The sequence below is a fragment of the Flavobacterium cyanobacteriorum genome (assembly GCF_002251835.1).
GTDB lineage: Bacteria > Bacteroidota > Bacteroidia > Flavobacteriales > Flavobacteriaceae > Flavobacterium > Flavobacterium cyanobacteriorum.
Genome location: NZ_NOXV01000249.1, coordinates 1 through 16463, shown reverse-complemented (window position 1 = coordinate 16463; position 16463 = coordinate 1). Strand labels below are relative to the sequence as shown.

The following is a 16463-nucleotide window of genomic DNA, read 5'->3' as shown; positions in this document are numbered from 1 at the left end:
CTAAAGAAATTTAATAAAATAAAAGTTTAAACCACTTCAATTTTAAAAAAAAAAATGCCGGTATGAAAACCTATATCTTTTCTTTCCTGACCGTCCTGACTTTACTACTGGCGTGCAACTCCCAGAATAAAACAGTTTCTGCATCCGCTCGAAGCAATACAACAGCAACCGTCAATGATACTGTACGCATAGCCAATGATGAGCTTGAATATGAAATTATAATTATAGATCCCGGATTTAACGGCTGGCTGGCATCGAGGGCGAGGCCAAGGGGTTACTATAGCCAACAGTATTTTGAAAACAAAAACCGGATGTGGATAACGGAGTGGAACATAAGGGCCAACCAGATAAATTACCAGGCCCTGTACCAGATGCCGATAGATTACCAGCACCATATTGATTACGGCTATGAAGTGAATTACCTGCTATACAACTACCTTGTGTATTTCCAGCAGGTTAACAGGCAGCGGCTTGGCGGTGTTGTGCCCATGTACTAAATAGCGTATATTTGCACTTTCACGTCCTGTTATGGAAAAATTAAAGCAACGCTGGGGCATAACCAGCAATTTTCAGCTGGTAGTTATATTTATTGTATTTGCGGTTACAGGGTCAACCTCGGCCTATCTCTCCAAACCGATACTTGAGTGGCTGGGCTTTACCAGGGATAGCCTGCCAGCATGGCTTTACTACCCTGCCTACATACTGCTTATATTCCCGGTATACCAGGTATTGCTGCTGTCGTTCGGGTTCTTGTCAGGGCAGTTTAAATTTTTCTGGTGGTTCGAAAAAAAGATGCTGCGTAGCCTGGGGCTTGGTTTCCTTTTCAGGAAATAACCTGTTATAATTTTTGCGAATTCGCTTAAGGGCGAATCCGCAATATACTTTATCCTTTCAGCTTTGATTTATAATTCTTTTGCAGCTTTGCCAGTTTGGGTGCAATAACGGCCTGGCAGTAAGGCTGGTCAGGATTTTGCGCATAGTAATCCTGGTGATAGTCTTCCGCGGGGTAAAATGTTGTGGCAGAAGTTACTTTAGTTACTATTTTCTTATCGAATATTTTTTGGTCAGTAAGGAGCTTAATAAAGTTTTCTGCTGCCTGCTTTTGCGCTTCGGTAGTATAAAAAATCTCGCTTCGGTATTGTGTTCCCACATCGGCTCCCTGCCTGTTCAGCGTAGTAGGGTCATGGGTTGCAAAAAATATTTCGAGCAGGTCTTCGTAGGCTACCTCATCGGGATTGAAAGTGATCTTTATAGCTTCAGCATGGCCGGTATAGCCACTGCATACTTCTTTATAGGTAGGGTTTTCTGTTTTACCCCCTATGTATCCTGATACTACTTTTTCAACACCCTTAAGGTCTGTAAAAAATGCTTCCGTACACCAAAAGCAACCACCTGCAAATATGGCAGTCTCTGTTTTTTTATTGTCATCCATGTTTACATTTTGTTTATCATTTTGGGCAACAGCGCCCCCGGTTTTTTCTTTAGACTGGCAGGCTACCGACACCAGCGTGAGCAATAGTGCAGTTAATTTCTTCATGCTTTCTACAAATTTAAAAAATAAATCAGCGGCAGGTAAAGGTAAACTTACAACCTGGCAGATATCTATACGAAATATTGTGCCAAAAAGATGTATTATTTTTTAAATTGTTTGTTTCTTTGCGAAAACGGGCAACTGACAATGATACAAGCCGCCAATATTCATAAATATTACGATAAGCTGCATGTGCTGAAAGGTGTAGACCTTACCATACAAAAAGGTGAAATTGTTTCTATAGTGGGCGCGTCTGGCGCCGGAAAAACAACGTTGCTACAAATTTTAGGCACACTTGATAAACCTGAAGCTGCCTCAGCACCATCACTTGTCATAGACGGGGAAGATGTACTGGCAATGAAAGATAAAGCCCTTTCAAGATTCCGTAACAGCAGGCTGGGCTTTATTTTCCAGTTCCACCAGCTTTTACCGGAATTTACGGCCCTTGAAAATGTGTGTATCCCTGCTTTCATCGGAGGCAAGACAAAGGCAGCAACGGAAACTGAAGCAAAAAAGCTGCTGGATTACCTTGGGCTTTCGCACCGTACAGGGCATAAGCCCGGTGAATTATCGGGCGGTGAGCAGCAAAGGGTAGCCGTGGCAAGGGCGCTGATTAATAAACCTGCCGTGATTTTTGCCGATGAGCCTTCCGGAAATCTTGATACGGCTTCAGCCGAAAACCTGCACAAACTTTTTTTCAGGCTGAGGGATGAAATGGGGCAGACATTTGTTATTGTTACCCATAACACGGAACTTGCCGATATGGCCGACCGGAAACTTGTAATGAGCGACGGAAACATAGTGGCCGGTATATGATAACCGTACTGGCATACTGGCTGCTACTGTTCTTTATATTCCTGCCGGGAGGCCTTTTACTAAATAATATCCTTAAGCTGCGCACAGCCAATATTACACTGCTGATATTAACCGGCATGTTTTTTTATACCGTAATTTTTACTGTGGCAGCATTTCTTATGCCCCTTTCAGCAATTGTATTTTATAGTGCTGCCGGGGTATCAATATTAACTTTGGTAATTTACCGAAAAGATGCTGCCGGTGTGCTTAGGGCTGCTGCAAGTCAATTTCGTTCATTACCGGCCAGCTATAAAATCATTTTCACATTGCTGGCAGCAGGCGCAGCATTAAAATCAGCACAATTACCGGGAATTACTGATAATGAAACATATTATGTGCAAACCATTAAATGGCTAAATGAATATGGTATTGTAAAAGGCTTGGGAAACCTGCATGTATTCCTTTCGCAAACATCGTCATGGCATGTTTTGCAGGCAGGGCTTAATTTCAGTTTTATTACCGACCGGTTAAATGACATCAATGGATTTTTGTTCGTGGTATGCTTATTCTTATACTTTAACGAAGGAAAAACTGAGAGAAAAACAGTTAGCCTGACAGCAACCATTCCTTTATTTTCAGCTGTTTTCTTTTACTTTATTGATGCTCCTTCACCTGACCTCCCACTACTGGTGGTTTTCCCGATAATAATCCACTTGTTGCTCAAGCGCCACATTGTACTGGCCTGGATACTGTTCCTTTTCTTGGCTTTTATAAAAATAACAATAGCGCCGCTTGGGCTGCTGTTTCTATACCCGCTGTTCAGGGAGAGGACGCAGTTATTGTTTATGGCAGCCAGCGGATTTTTTGTCCTGGTATTATGGATTTTAAAAAACATAGTTATATCCGGCTACCCAATTTATCCTTTTACCAGTTTTGGAACAGGAGCTGAATGGCAGGTTCCGGGCCAGCTGCTTGAAGGCCTGCATGCTACTTCCAATATTTATGTGTATGGCACTGCAGATGACACAACCGCGGCCGGGAAGTTTTGGTCATGGCTGTGCAGGAGCGGTATCGACGGGCTGTTTAATAAGCTGATGATTATATTGCTGGCTACAGTGCCATGCCTTGCAATTTTTAGGAAAGACAAGAGGTACAGGGCTATATATGGGGTAGTCCTGCTCCAGTTTATAATTGTCTATGTGATGTCAGCACAATTCAGGTTCTTCCTTCCCGGAATGCTGTTTTTATCAGCCTGTTTAGCTGCAGCGGTAATCAATGGGTTTAAGAAAATTCCTGTATACAATACAGCACTCGCTATAATGATTGTTGCCTGTGCTTATAGTTTTAGTGAAATTAAAGGCAGGAGCCTGCTGCTACCGGAAAAGAATCACAGAAACATTTGCCGGTACAGCCTGCAAAGCATGGGAAACTTAAACTATTTTTCGCCCGACACCGCGCCATTGATGTACTACACAGGCAACGGCCCCCTACCCTGCGTAAACAAAAGACAGGTCTTGTACTTCCACCGGAAATATAACATCAGGCCGCAAATGGCCGGCAAGAGTATAAACGAAGGTTTCCGTTCTGTAAAAACAAACTGACAAAACAGACTGTTATAAGTAAGCTAACCAGGATGTACTGCCGTTTGGGTGTAGCCCTGGTGGGAGCGGCATCCTCCCACCGCCGCGCTTATGGCGGGGGGAGATATAGCGGACAACAGGAATATAGCCTTGTAGAATGCGCAAGCGGCGGCGGCTCCTGATAAAAAATAAGCCATTTATATAATACTCATATGCCCGGCTGCTATGCGGTAAGGCTGGCAAGGCTCTGTTCTATAGTAGCAATTTTAGCCAGCGCATCGGCTTGTTTCTGCTTCTCTATAGCAACAACCTTTTCCGGTGCGCTGTTCACAAATTTTTCGTTGGCAAGCTTGGCCTCTACTGACTTCAGGAAGCCTTTGTTATATTCGAGTTCCTGAGTAAGCTTGGCTATTTCTTCGGCTACATCCACATTGCCTGAAACCGGGATAAAATATTCGTTTGATTTAACCCGGAAGGTTAAAGCACCGCTTACCTTGTCAGAAACATATTCCAAGGAAGACAGGTTCCCCAGTTTTTTGATTACACTGTCAAATTCATCAGGAACATTATCATTATTTACCACTTTAAGGGCAATGGCATCTTTAAAAGGAAGGTTCTTATCTTTCCTTATAGTACGGATGCCGGCAATAACTTCGGCAGCAAAATCAAAATCAGCAATCATTTTTTCATTTACAGCTGCTGCTTCGGGCCATTGTGCAATAATCAGGGCTTCCTCGGGGCTCCTTTCGGTGATATGCTGCCAAATTTCTTCTGTCAGGAACGGCATGAAAGGGTGAAGCAGTTTCAGGTTGGCTTCGAGCAGCTCAATAGTTTTGGTATAAGTAACCCTGTCTACAGGCTGCTGGTAACCGGGTTTTATCATTTCCAGGAACCACGAGCAGAAGTCGTCCCACACCAGCTTATAAATAGCCATCAAAGCATCAGAAATCCTGTATTTTTCAAAATGGCCTTCAATTTCTGCCAGCGTCTTTTGCAGTTTGGCTTCATACCATTGAACAGCTTTTTTTGAATGCTCCGGCTGTTCTGTATCACTTACCTCCCACCCTTTTATCAGCCTGAAAGCATTCCACACCTTGGTTGAAAATGCTTTACCCTGGCTACATAGCTCTTCATCAAACAGAATATCATTCCCGGCGGAAGCACTTAGCAGCAACCCCACCCTTACACCATCGGCCCCAAATTTATCAATAAGGTTGAGCGGGTCAGGTGAATTACCAAGTGATTTCGACATCTTACGCCTTTGCTTATCACGAACCAGCCCGGTTAAATAAACATTGCTGAAGGGTTTATCCCCGGTATATTCATATCCGGCAATAATCATCCTTGCCACCCAAAAGAAAAGGATGTCAGGCCCTGTAACAAGATCATTGGTAGGATAATAATATTTAAAATCTTTATTTTCAGGGTCAAGTATGCCATTGAATACTGACATGGGCCACAGCCAGGCCGAAAACCATGTATCAAGTGTGTCAGGATCCTGTTTCAGGTCATCAACTGTAAGGGTGCTGTTGCCTGATTTATCTTTAGCCAAAGCCAGGGCAGCTTCTTTACTTTCAGCAACTACATACTCTTCTTTGCCATCGCCATAATAATATGCAGGTATCTGCTGGCCCCACCATAACTGGCGTGATATGTTCCAGTCCCTGATGTTCTCAAGCCAGTGGCGATAAGTATTATTAAAGCGGTTAGGATAAAGCTTTACTTCCTCTGTATCAAGTACGGCTTTAATGGCCGGCTTAACAATCTCTTCCATTTTAAGGAACCACTGGTCGGATAACCTTGGCTCGATAACTGCCTTTGTCCTTTCGGAAGTACCTACTTTATTAATGTGGCTTTCTGCTTTTACAAGATGTCCTGTTTGCTCAAGCTCCCCTGCAATTTCTTCCCTTACCACAAAACGGTCTTTCCCTTCATAATGTAGCCCAAAGCTGTTAAGGGTGGCATCTTCATTAAATATGTCTATTATCTCAAGGTGATGCTTTTCGCCAAGTGCCTTATCATTTACATCATGGGCAGGCGTTACCTTAAGGCAACCTGTACCAAATTCCATGTCGACATATTCATCAAAAATAATAGGTACAAACCGGTTGGCAATAGGCACAATGGCTGTTTTGCCTTTCAAATGGGCATACCGCTCATCATTGGGGTTAATGCATATAGCAGTATCGCCCAGTATTGTTTCAGGGCGTGTTGTTGCTATGGTTACATATTCATCGGAATCTTTGATCTTATACCTTATATGGTACAGCTTCCCCTGCCTTTCCTCATACGTAACTTCTTCGTCGGATAATGTAGTTTTAGCTTCAGGATCCCAGTTCACCATCCTGTAACCCCTGTATATTAATCCTTTATTATACAAATCAACAAATGAATGTATAACTGAAGCCGACATGTCATCATCCATCGTAAATTTAGTACGCTGCCAGTCACACGAAGCCCCAAGCTTCTTGAGCTGTTCTAAAATTACGCCGCCGTATTTATGGGTCCAGTCCCACGCATGGCTAAGGAACTCTTCCCTTGTGAGGTCATTTTTTTTAATACCTTCTTCTTTGAGCTTGGCCACAACTTTGGCTTCCGTAGCAATAGAAGCATGGTCAGTGCCCGGCACCCAGCAGGCATTAAAGCCTTTGAGGCGCGCCCTCCTGATAAGTACATCCTGTATGGTATTGTTCAGCATGTGCCCCATGTGCAGTACCCCGGTGACATTGGGTGGGGGTATCACAATGGTATACGGAGTTCTGTGGTCAGGCTCTGAATGAAAATAGTTGTTCTTCATCCAGTAATCATACCATTTGCCCTCTGCGGCCTTAGCGTCAAACTGTGCAGGAATACTCATAAAATGTCAGTTATATATTGTGTCAGAAATATTTGGTCTGGTTTTTGAAAATGTATGCAAAAGTAACCATATAAGTACAATTTTAAAAAAAGAGCCGGCACTATTTGCACTTTAATTTAATCTCTGTACTTTTACTAAATCCAAACGTTAATAAAAATGAAAAAATTTTTAGGTTTACTCGCTGTAGTGGTTATAAGTACTGCAGCTTATGCACAAAAAGGCCCAAAGATTGAATTTAAGACTGATACAGTAGATTACGGTACCGTAAACAAAGACGAAGACAATGGTGTAAGGGTATTTGAATTTACCAATACCGGCGATGCGCCGCTAATTATCAAAGATGTTAAATCGACCTGTGGCTGTACAGTGCCTTCAAAACCAAAAGAGCCTATACTTCCCGGTAAAACGGGTAAAATTGAAGTGAAGTATAACATGAATCCCGGCCCCATCCGAAAAACGATAACCGTAGAATCTAATGCTGTTAATTATGAAAATGGCATTGTACCCTTGAAAATCAAAGGTACTGTAGTAGATAAAAGCCAGGTTAATGTATTGGAGAAGAAAAAATCGCTTCCTAACCAGTAAATACAATAATAACAGGAAAGCCCCGCAATAGTGGGGCTTTTTTTATTTCTCTTCAAAACAAAAGTATTTATTATAAAAACTCTGAAAAAAATTGCAAATTTGTGCAACAATACAAAACCTATACATAATGCCAAAAATATCTAATAAAGGCATACATATGCCCGAATCACCCATACGCAAACTGGTCCCTTTTGCTGAAGGCGCCAAAAAGAAAGGACATAAAGTCTACCACCTCAATATCGGCCAGCCGGATATAAAAACCCCTGAAGTGGCACTGAAAGCTATCAGGAATAATACTATAGAGATACTGGAGTATAGTCATTCGGCAGGTTTTGAGAGCTACAGGAACAAGCTGGCACGCTATTATCACGCGCAGGGCCTCCCGGTTGAACCTGCGGATATCATAATTACCACAGGAGGTTCTGAAGCACTTATGTTTGCTATGGGAAGCACGATGGATGCCGGCGATGAAATTATCATACCCGAGCCTTTTTATGCGAATTACAATGGCTTTTCAGTAGCCTCAGGTGTAAAAGTTGTCCCTGTTATATCCACTATTGATGAAGGGTTTGCATTACCGCCTATAGGTGATTTTGAAAAACTCATTACCCCTAAAACGAAGGCCATACTGATTTGTAACCCGGGTAACCCTACAGGATACCTGTATACACAGGATGAAATACTGCAACTGGCTGAACTGGTAAAGAAACATGACCTGTTCCTTATTGCCGATGAAGTATACCGTGAATTTACTTATGACGGGGACACACATTATTCGGTAATGAACGTTCCGGGCATTGAGGAACATGCTATAATGATAGACTCTGTATCTAAACGCTACAGCATGTGCGGCGCCAGGATAGGGTGTATTGTTTCAAAGAATAAAGAAGTAATGGCGACGGCCATGAAATTTGCACAGGCACGCTTAAGCCCCCCTACCCTTGCCCAGATAGCCAGTGAAGCAGCACTTGATACGCCACAAAGCTATTTTGATGAAGTTATTGCCGAATACAAAGATCGCCGCGATACGCTCATTTCAGGACTTAATAAGATACCGGGTGTAAAAGTTGCCTCACCCAAAGGCGCTTTTTATTGTATAGCACAGCTTCCGGTGGATAACGCTGATACGTTTGCACAGTGGCTGCTTGAATCGTTTGACAGCAAAGGCGAAACTGTAATGGTGGCACCTGCCGCCGGCTTTTATTCTACCCCTGATGTTGGCCTTACGGAAATACGTATCGCCTATGTCCTTAAAAAAGAAGACCTTATACGCTCTGTTGAAATACTTGCAGAAGCTATAACAAAATACAACAACAGGTAAATATAATTTACCTTTAGAAGCCTCACGGAAGTGGGGCTTTTTTGCCCTAAAAAATCCAGAAATACCCTTTACACCCCCATTCAAATACTAATGCTATTCCCGTAAAGGTTTCTGGCTTGTTTGTATAATAAGATTTCACAACATATACTGCACCCACTTATGGATAATATATTGTTAACGGAGGGCATTGAACCTTTTTCTAAAACAAAAAAAATCCGCTTGTTTGTTAGCGGATTTTAAAAGGTTTTAATTCATCACCATATATCAGGCCTTAACAGGAATGTTTTGTAATATTTCCAGGACAAACTTCCAGTATTTTTGTGCTGATGTTATGCTTGCCCTTTCATCCGGGCTGTGGGCGCCTTTAATAGTTGGGCCAAAAGATATCATATCGATATTGGGATAATTGGTTCCCAGTATCCCGCATTCAAGCCCGGCGTGGCAGGCTACTACCTTTGGCTCAGCACCGTTTTGTTTTTGGTAAATATTTTTGAGCACTTCAAGTATAGGCGAATTGACATTGGGCGCCCATCCGGGATAAGAGCCGGAGAACGTTACTTCGCAACCTATCAGTTCAAATGCTGAGCGCAGTGCATTGGCAAGGTCAAACTTGGAGCTTTCTACTGATGACCGAGTGAGGCAGCCTACCTGCAACGTACCATCTTTGACAATTACACGGGCTATGTTGTTTGATGTCTCAACCAAATCTTCCATATCGGCGCTCATGCGGTATACACCATTATGGGCGGTGTACAGGGCGCGGATTAGTCCCTCCTGCACGCCAAGATCCATAACTTTGGTGGGCAACTCTCCTTTTTCAATAGTAATTTTAAGGTTAGGCTCGGTAGTTTTATATTCTGCAGTAATATCATTTATCACCTCCTGCATATCAAATACAAAAGCTTCATCAAAAATTTCTGAGATAACAACTTTAGCCACGCTTTCACGGGGAATGGCATTTCGTAATGAGCCACCGTCAATCTCGGCTACCTGCAATCCAAAATTTTCAAAACTGTCAAATAACAGGCGGTTCATTATTTTATTGGCATTACCCAGGCCTTTGTGTATATCCATCCCGGAATGGCCGCCATTCAGGCCGCTCACTTTAAGAACATATCCTACGGCGTTTTCAGGCACTTCTTCCTCATTATATTCCCGCACAGCTGTAACGTCAAGCCCGCCGGCGCAGCCTATGTCAATTTCATCATCTTCTTCCGTGTCAAGATTCAGGAGTATTTCACCCTGCAATAATCCGCCTTCGAGCCCCATAGCACCAGTCATACCGGTTTCTTCATCAATTGTAAAAAGGGCTTCAATGGCAGGATGCGGGATGTCTTTACTTTCGAGTATAGCCATGATTGTGGCAACACCAAGGCCATTATCGGCACCCAGTGTGGTACCCTTTGCGCGTACCCAGTCGCCATCTACATACATTTCTATGCCCTGGGTATCAAAATCAAATTGTGTCCCGGCATTCTTCTGGTGGACCATGTCCAGGTGGCTCTGCATTACAACAGTCTTCCGATTTTCCATACCCGGTGTAGCCGGTTTTTTTATGATAACATTGCCTACACTGTCCACTATGGTTTCAAGGCCCAGCTGTTTGCCAAAATCTTTCATGAATGCTATTACTTTCTCTTCCTTTTTACTGGGGCGTGGCACGGCATTCAGGTCGGCAAATTTATTCCATAGCGCTTTAGGCTCAAGGTTTCTTATTTCCTGGTTCATTATATTTTGTGTTGCATTATCGGTTACGTCCTTAAAGTAATAAATTGCCTGCTTCTGTCATCATTTCTACAACCTTGTACAGTCATGTCTATATTGGATATTCAAAAAATGTAAATCTGGTGCAGTTGAAACGTGGCAGTTAGCTAATTATCCTGCATATATACAATATATTTTGTCCGCAATAGCCTGAAGACAGGAATTATTAAAGCAGATATTGCATGCTTATTACCGCAAATATATCAAATATAATATTTCCTGAATATGCCCGGAATATCTTCTTCTTCCACTTCTCCTATCCAGATATTTTGTGGCTGCAGGCAAATATTTGGAGCGGTTTTGCAGTTATCGGTGCATCCCATATAAACTATTTCAACTTCTTTTTTAATGCCGTAGTTTTTTACTACCTGCTTCAAGCCTTTACGGACACCTTTACTGTAACGGCCGCATTTTTTACCGTTGCAAATAAAAATCACCTTCTCCGGCGCATTCATCTTTTTCATCATGGTAATATATTTTCCAATACAAAAATACACTTATATTTACCAAACAGTTTTAGCTAATGAAGAAAAAGTATATACTGCCGCTGCTGCTGGTTGCGCAGGTTATAATTGTTAATCTCCTCTCCCTGTTCCCCGAGTTTGTTGAGGAATATTACAGTAATGGCCTTTATCAGTACCTGTCCGAAGCTTCAAGGGTTATTTTTGGTTATGCAGGCTTTTCGGTGGGTGATGTAATTTATGGCTTTATATTAATTCTTTTACTGCGATGGCTATGGAAGAAAAAAGGCACATGGCGCAGGCAGTGGAAAAACAACCTCCTGCAGTTTACCGGCTTTTTCAGTGTGTTTTACTTTTTATTTTATTTTCTTTGGGCTGTAAACTACCACCGTGTGCCACTCCATCAAAAAATGGCTATCGGCAAAAGATACGAACTAAACGAACTGATAAGTTTTACTAAACTACTTATACCAAAAGCTAATACCACGCACCTGGAAATTACAGGCAATGACAGCCTGAAGGTAAGGAATCCTTACAGCATTAAGGACATATACCATAAATCACTCGATGGCTACCATAATTTACAAAAGCAATACCCCTTTTTTGCCTACAAAAGAGAGAGTACCAAATCTTCATTAATAAGTGTCCCGCTGTCATACATGGGGTTTGGCGGGTACCTCAACCCATTTACAAATGAAGCGCAGGTAAACTGTAAACTGCCCAGATACAACCTGCCTACCACTGTATGCCACGAAATGGCGCACCAGATTGGTTATGCCAGTGAAAGCGAAGCGAACTTCATTGGGTACATGGCATCTATTGCTAATGAAGATCCTTATTTTCGGTATTCAGGCTATACCTTCGCCCTGAAGTACTGCCTGAGGAATATTGCAAAGATAAATGAAAAAGAAGCCGAAAAACTCCTGCCGCTTATCAACAAAGGCATTAGGAAAAATTTTAAAGAAAGTGAAGACTTTAATAAAAAATATGAATCTTTTATAGAAACACTTTTTGATTTTTTTTATGATAAATACCTGAAAATAAACCATCAGGAAGACGGGCTTGAAACCTACAGCAAATTTGTGGGCCTGCTTGTTAATTATTATAAAGATAAAGATTTATAAGCACGTGTAACAAAACAAATACACTACATACATATTGGCGTATGGGCACACAATTAGAAACATCATTTGTACAACAGCTCCAGGAAAACCAAAACCTGATCCATAAAATATGCAGGCTTTATACTAATAATGATGATGCCCATAAAGACCTGTTCCAGGAAATAACCATACAATTGTGGAAGGCTTACCCGAAGTTTCGCGGCGATTCCAAGTTTACAACCTGGGCTTACAGGGTTGCCCTAAATACAGCAATTACGCTATACCGCAAAAAAAGTAAAACGGTAAATACCGTAGAATTTGATAATAAACTTCACAAAATAAACCAGGAAGAATACAATTATGAAGAAGAAGAACACATAAAACTGCTTTACCAGGCGGTGCAGCAGCTTAATGATATTGAAAAAGCCCTTGTTTTTATGTACCTTGAAGATAAGGATTATAATGAAATTGCCGAAACACTGGGTATAACCGAAGTAAACGCAAGGGTGAAGATGAACAGGATAAAAGGTAAATTAAAGAAGATTTTAAATCCGTAACGGAAAATGGACGAATTAGAAAAATTAAAAACCGACTGGAAGAAAAACAGAGACAATTTCCCCCGGTTTTCTGAAAAAGAAATATACGCTATGCTTCACAGGCGCTCCTCTTCCATAGTAAAGTGGATACTTATTGTCAGTATCCTCGAGTTTACGCTATGGCTCGGCCTGTCATTCCTGCTGAAAGACGCTAAAAGCGTAAAGATGATTGACAGCTATGGCATAGATTTTATAACTATACCCCTTACCGTAATCAGCTATGCTATTATTGTATATTTTGTAGCGAAATTTTATATAAATTACAAAAAAATAACTACTACAGATAATGTAAAGACACTGATGGACAATATATTGAAAACAAGGAGAACAGTAATGATATATATTTATGTAAACCTTGCTTATATATTTATTTCCAGCTTCATTATCTTTTTGATAATCATAAATTATGATTCCAATTTTATATCACTTCACAAAAAATCTGAAGCAAACGGCAATGAAGCCATGTTCTATATCATATATATAATTTCTACAATATTTTTCCTCGCGGTTTTTGTCGGAGCAATATGGCTTTTCTACAAGCTTATATACGGCCTGCTGCTCAAAAGGCTACACAAAAATTATGAAGAACTAAAAAAAATAGACTTATAACATGAAAAAAATCCTTACCTGCCTTATATCGCTTGTTGCTGTACTGGCACAGGGGCAAAAGCTGGAAAACGCACTGCTATGGAAAATATCGGGCAACGGGCTCAGCAAGCCTTCCTACCTGTTTGGTACCATGCATATAACCTGCAATGCTACCCTCAATAAAAATGTACTTAAAGCCCTTGATGAAACAGGCCAGCTATACCTCGAACTGGACATGGATGACCCTAATATGCAGGCCGAAATGATGGGCGGCATGATGATGAAAGACGGCAAAAAAATGAGTACACTGGCCAGCCCTGAAGATTTTAAGGCTGTTGATGACCTGCTGACTAAAAACCTTGGTATGTCAGCAAAAATGCTGGACAGTTTTATGCCATCGCTTGTAGAAATGATGCTAATGCCAAAAATGCTGGACTGCCCTATGCAGTCCATTGAAGAAGAACTGATAAAAGTTTCTAAAAAACAAAATGAAGAAATAAAAGGGCTTGAAACTGTTGCCGACCAAATGGCTGCCCTTACCGCCATACCGTATGAAGAGCAAATGAAAGAACTGGTGAAAACAGCCAGAGATGGCATGGCAGCATCAAAAGCGAAATATGCAACACTCGACAAAATTTACCAGAGTGGCAACCTCGAAGCAATAGAGGCTTTTATGAAAGCAGAAGAAAATAAAATGTATGCTGATAACTCAGCTTCTCTCCTTGATGAGCGTAACAGGAAATGGATACCTGTTATAGAAAAAGCCGCAAATGAAAAGCCAACCTTTATTGGGGTAGGTGCTGCACATTTAGGCGGAGAAAACGGTGTGATAATACTGCTACGTAAAAAAGGCTATAAGGTTGAAGCCGTACAATGAATACTAAAGTAAGATTTACTTATATGTGCTGTACAATATTGCTGTAACAGTTGGCAATGGTTTATATCTTATCAATGTATTGTATAAAACTTAACATCTAAAAAATTAGTAACAAAAATTTTTTACAATGAAAAATATCTTTAAAGCTGGATTGCCTTTTTTGGAGGATTAGTATTTGGATTTTTATTTGTATATATGTTTATACGAACTACTGACCAAGCTAATAATAACTGATAATAAAGATAAGGGGCTGCCTCAAAAGGACAGCCTCTTTTTGTTTTGANCGCGGGGTGGGCGGCAAACAGTAGCTATACACGGCCATAAACTGCCATGTTACAATAAGTCCAATGGGCTTTTGACTTTAGGCTTGGATATATCTGGTACATGAGTAAATATTTAAGGAAAACGGGCCTTGAGTTGGGTTTTTAAGCGCAGGTTATAGGGAAACTATATAGCATAAATGCTCTCTCTTTATGCGTTGTAAAATGACAGGTATAATCCTTGAAATTCATTTTGTATCCTAAATATTTTTTAGTTCAGGTTACGGTATTTATGAGTCATCCGGATATATAAAATGCGTAAGCCGTAATCTGCCATAAGCCTTTATAATGTAATTCTTCAGCAATTTAGTAAGAAAATATACCTGTCGTAAAAACTTTCATATATTTGTGTGTTGTGCGGAAATCCCTACGGGCTTCCCGCACAACGCCCCAGGCGATTTGCCCCGGCCAGCCCTTCGGGACTGTCCGACAACAAAGCGATTTGCAAAATGCAAATCACTTCGTAAATCGCCTGGGGCGTTGGCGGTCATTGTAAAAGACGACTGCACCGAGACAAAAACAATTAAGAAATGAAAGTAATAGGTTTCAATTTTACAAAAAACGACTTTAGGTATTGTGTTCTTAACGGGACTACTAACCCACCGACAATTATTGAAAAAAATAAAATTGTCTATCCAAATAATATGGAAACGGCTGATTTAATGGAGTGGTTTGAAACCCAATTGTCGCTAATCATTGACAAGCACCAACCCAATCAGATTGCTCATAAAATTTCATTGAATGTCACTACGCTTGACCAGATTAGAAATTCTTGCTACCCACAAGGTATTTTGAATTTACTATCCAAGAAAAAGAACATTCCTATTAACAGCTATTCGTCAAGTGCAATTAATGCAACCAAATTCGGACAAACAAAAAAGACTGACGTTTACGCTCACATTGACCCAATAATTGGAACACACCCACCCTATTGGGATAAATCCACAAAAGACGCTGTGTTAGTAGCGTGGTTTAATTTAATGTAGATGACAGGAACAAAACTTGATAAATTTCAAATTATTGACCACTTAGGTAATGGTCATTTCGGACACGTATTCCTTTGTTATGACCCATTTCTTCAAAAGGAAATAGCAATAAAGGTTATCAAAGTTCCCGACCCTTCAAAATTCGTTAACGCTGTTAAAGAAGGACAAACACTTGATTTATGCAGACACAAACATATTGTTGATGTAAAAGACGTTAGAGCTTCACTATTCAATGGAGAGCCAGTAGTTTTAATTATAATGGAGTATTTGTCAAAGGGTTCAATCCAAAAACATATTGAGAAGCGTTTTATCTCTGTTAAGGAAGCATTCAAAATCACTCAACAAAGCTTATTAGGTCTTGAACACGCACACAATAACAATGTGCTTCATAGAGATATTAAACCGGGAAACATAATGTTTGGAGATAATGGTGAAGCCAAACTTTCAGACTTCGGTTTAGCAATAAACTATCACGTTGACCCAAGCGATATTCTAGGATATAGACCGCACCAACCACTTGAAGTAATAGAAGGAAATCCTATGAATAAGCTTAGCGACATTTATGCTACAGGTATTACTTTATACAGGTTACTTAACAATACTAATAATCTTCCATTCACTTTTTCAACTATTGACGAATGGAAAAAAGCAGTAAAAAAAGACCTTTTTCCACCAAGACAGTATTTGCCTCATATACCAGACAAAGCAGTTAAAATACTTCACAAATCAATCCATAAATCAACCGCAACAAGATTTCAAAATTGCACAGAGTTTAGACAGGCACTTGAAAAAATTAACTTCAACATAGATTGGGTTTACATATACAGCGATAATTGGTCAGGACATTCAAATGGAGATAATTACACACTAAATAAGTATAGAAAAAGAACAGGTTGGTTTATAGACTTCAAAAAGAATGGAACACGTAAAAATGAACATTGTTACGCCAACTTACCTGACGACAAAGTGGATGAAGTTTTCTTTAATACAATCAAAGACACAACTTTGGTATGACAATAAACAGCGACATAAAAAGAGAACAACGAACCGCCAACAGCCGTTTGCCGCAATGGGGGCTGACGTGGTTAAATCAAGTGCA

The 16463-nt window shown here is 40.7% G+C and carries 16 protein-coding genes; 12 read left to right on the top strand and 4 right to left on the bottom strand.

Annotated elements, in window-relative coordinates; translation table 11 throughout:
• Nucleotides 1-62: 62 nt before the first annotated feature.
• Both CHU92_RS07525 and CHU92_RS07520 read left to right on the top strand, forming a co-directional pair.
• On the top strand, nucleotides 63-497 hold the full coding sequence (locus CHU92_RS07525) for a DUF6146 family protein (RefSeq protein ID WP_094414194.1): 435 nt from the start codon (nucleotides 63-65) through the stop codon (nucleotides 495-497).
• Between the two features lie 31 nt (nucleotides 498-528).
• Nucleotides 529-834 carry a DUF6787 family protein gene (locus tag CHU92_RS07520; protein WP_094414192.1) on the top strand — a complete coding sequence of 102 codons (306 nt, stop codon included), beginning with the start codon at nucleotides 529-531 and terminating at the stop codon, nucleotides 832-834.
• A 49-nt stretch (nucleotides 835-883) separates the two neighbouring features.
• On the opposite strand, the gene msrA is transcribed toward CHU92_RS07520, so the two are convergent.
• Nucleotides 884-1432: a peptide-methionine (S)-S-oxide reductase MsrA gene (gene msrA, locus CHU92_RS07515; protein WP_243389569.1), complete on the bottom strand. Its 549-nt coding sequence runs from the start codon at nucleotides 1430-1432 to the stop codon at nucleotides 884-886.
• Between the two features lie 246 nt (nucleotides 1433-1678).
• Between msrA and CHU92_RS07510 the strand changes: the two genes are divergently transcribed.
• Nucleotides 1679-2347 (top strand): ABC transporter ATP-binding protein, encoded by a 669-nt coding sequence (locus CHU92_RS07510; RefSeq protein ID WP_094414188.1) that lies wholly within the window; start codon nucleotides 1679-1681, stop codon nucleotides 2345-2347.
• Nucleotides 2344-3927, top strand: a complete 1584-nt coding sequence (locus CHU92_RS07505) for an LIC_10190 family membrane protein (RefSeq protein WP_094414186.1) — start codon at nucleotides 2344-2346, stop codon at nucleotides 3925-3927. Before CHU92_RS07510 ends, CHU92_RS07505 begins: the two co-directional genes overlap by 4 nt.
• 202 nt (nucleotides 3928-4129) lie before the next feature.
• On the opposite strand, the gene CHU92_RS07500 is transcribed toward CHU92_RS07505, so the two are convergent.
• On the bottom strand, nucleotides 4130-6763 hold the full coding sequence (locus CHU92_RS07500; protein ID WP_094414184.1) for a valine--tRNA ligase: 2634 nt from the start codon (nucleotides 6761-6763) through the stop codon (nucleotides 4130-4132).
• 156 nt (nucleotides 6764-6919) lie between these two features.
• On the opposite strand from CHU92_RS07500, the gene CHU92_RS07495 reads away from it, so the two are divergent.
• Nucleotides 6920-7348 carry a DUF1573 domain-containing protein gene (locus tag CHU92_RS07495; RefSeq protein WP_094414182.1) on the top strand — a complete coding sequence of 143 codons (429 nt, stop codon included), beginning with the start codon at nucleotides 6920-6922 and terminating at the stop codon, nucleotides 7346-7348.
• A gap of 127 nt (nucleotides 7349-7475) precedes the next feature.
• On the top strand, nucleotides 7476-8669 hold the full coding sequence (locus CHU92_RS07490; RefSeq protein ID WP_094414180.1) for a pyridoxal phosphate-dependent aminotransferase: 1194 nt from the start codon (nucleotides 7476-7478) through the stop codon (nucleotides 8667-8669).
• A gap of 264 nt (nucleotides 8670-8933) precedes the next feature.
• Here CHU92_RS07490 and CHU92_RS07485 read toward each other — a convergent pair whose 3' ends face one another.
• Both CHU92_RS07485 and CHU92_RS07480 read right to left on the bottom strand, forming a co-directional pair.
• Nucleotides 8934-10397 carry an aminoacyl-histidine dipeptidase gene (locus tag CHU92_RS07485; protein ID WP_094414178.1) on the bottom strand — a complete coding sequence of 488 codons (1464 nt, stop codon included), beginning with the start codon at nucleotides 10395-10397 and terminating at the stop codon, nucleotides 8934-8936.
• 239 nt (nucleotides 10398-10636) lie between these two features.
• A complete protein-coding gene (locus CHU92_RS07480; protein WP_207759817.1) occupies nucleotides 10637-10900 on the bottom strand; it encodes a (2Fe-2S) ferredoxin domain-containing protein in 264 nt (87 codons plus the stop codon).
• Nucleotides 10901-10956: 56 nt separating this feature from the next.
• Between CHU92_RS07480 and CHU92_RS07475 the strand changes: the two genes are divergently transcribed.
• The 6 genes from CHU92_RS07475 (at nucleotide 10957) to CHU92_RS07450 (ending at nucleotide 16378) form a co-directional block, all read left to right on the top strand.
• On the top strand, nucleotides 10957-12018 hold the full coding sequence (locus CHU92_RS07475; RefSeq protein ID WP_094414176.1) for a DUF3810 domain-containing protein: 1062 nt from the start codon (nucleotides 10957-10959) through the stop codon (nucleotides 12016-12018).
• Nucleotides 12019-12059: 41 nt separating this feature from the next.
• On the top strand, nucleotides 12060-12554 hold the full coding sequence (locus tag CHU92_RS07470; protein ID WP_094414175.1) for an RNA polymerase sigma factor: 495 nt from the start codon (nucleotides 12060-12062) through the stop codon (nucleotides 12552-12554).
• A gap of 6 nt (nucleotides 12555-12560) precedes the next feature.
• Nucleotides 12561-13202, top strand: coding sequence for a hypothetical protein (locus CHU92_RS07465; RefSeq protein ID WP_094414173.1), 642 nt, complete (start codon nucleotides 12561-12563; stop codon nucleotides 13200-13202).
• 1 nt (nucleotide 13203) lies between these two features.
• Entirely contained in the window at nucleotides 13204-14058 is an 855-nt protein-coding gene (locus CHU92_RS07460) for a TraB/GumN family protein (RefSeq protein WP_094414171.1), read from the top strand.
• A gap of 850 nt (nucleotides 14059-14908) precedes the next feature.
• Entirely contained in the window at nucleotides 14909-15364 is a 456-nt protein-coding gene (locus tag CHU92_RS07455; protein ID WP_094414169.1) for a RuvC family protein, read from the top strand.
• On the top strand, nucleotides 15365-16378 hold the full coding sequence (locus tag CHU92_RS07450; protein WP_094414167.1) for a serine/threonine-protein kinase: 1014 nt from the start codon (nucleotides 15365-15367) through the stop codon (nucleotides 16376-16378). It abuts the gene before it with no gap.
• Nucleotides 16379-16463: the final 85 nt, after the last annotated feature.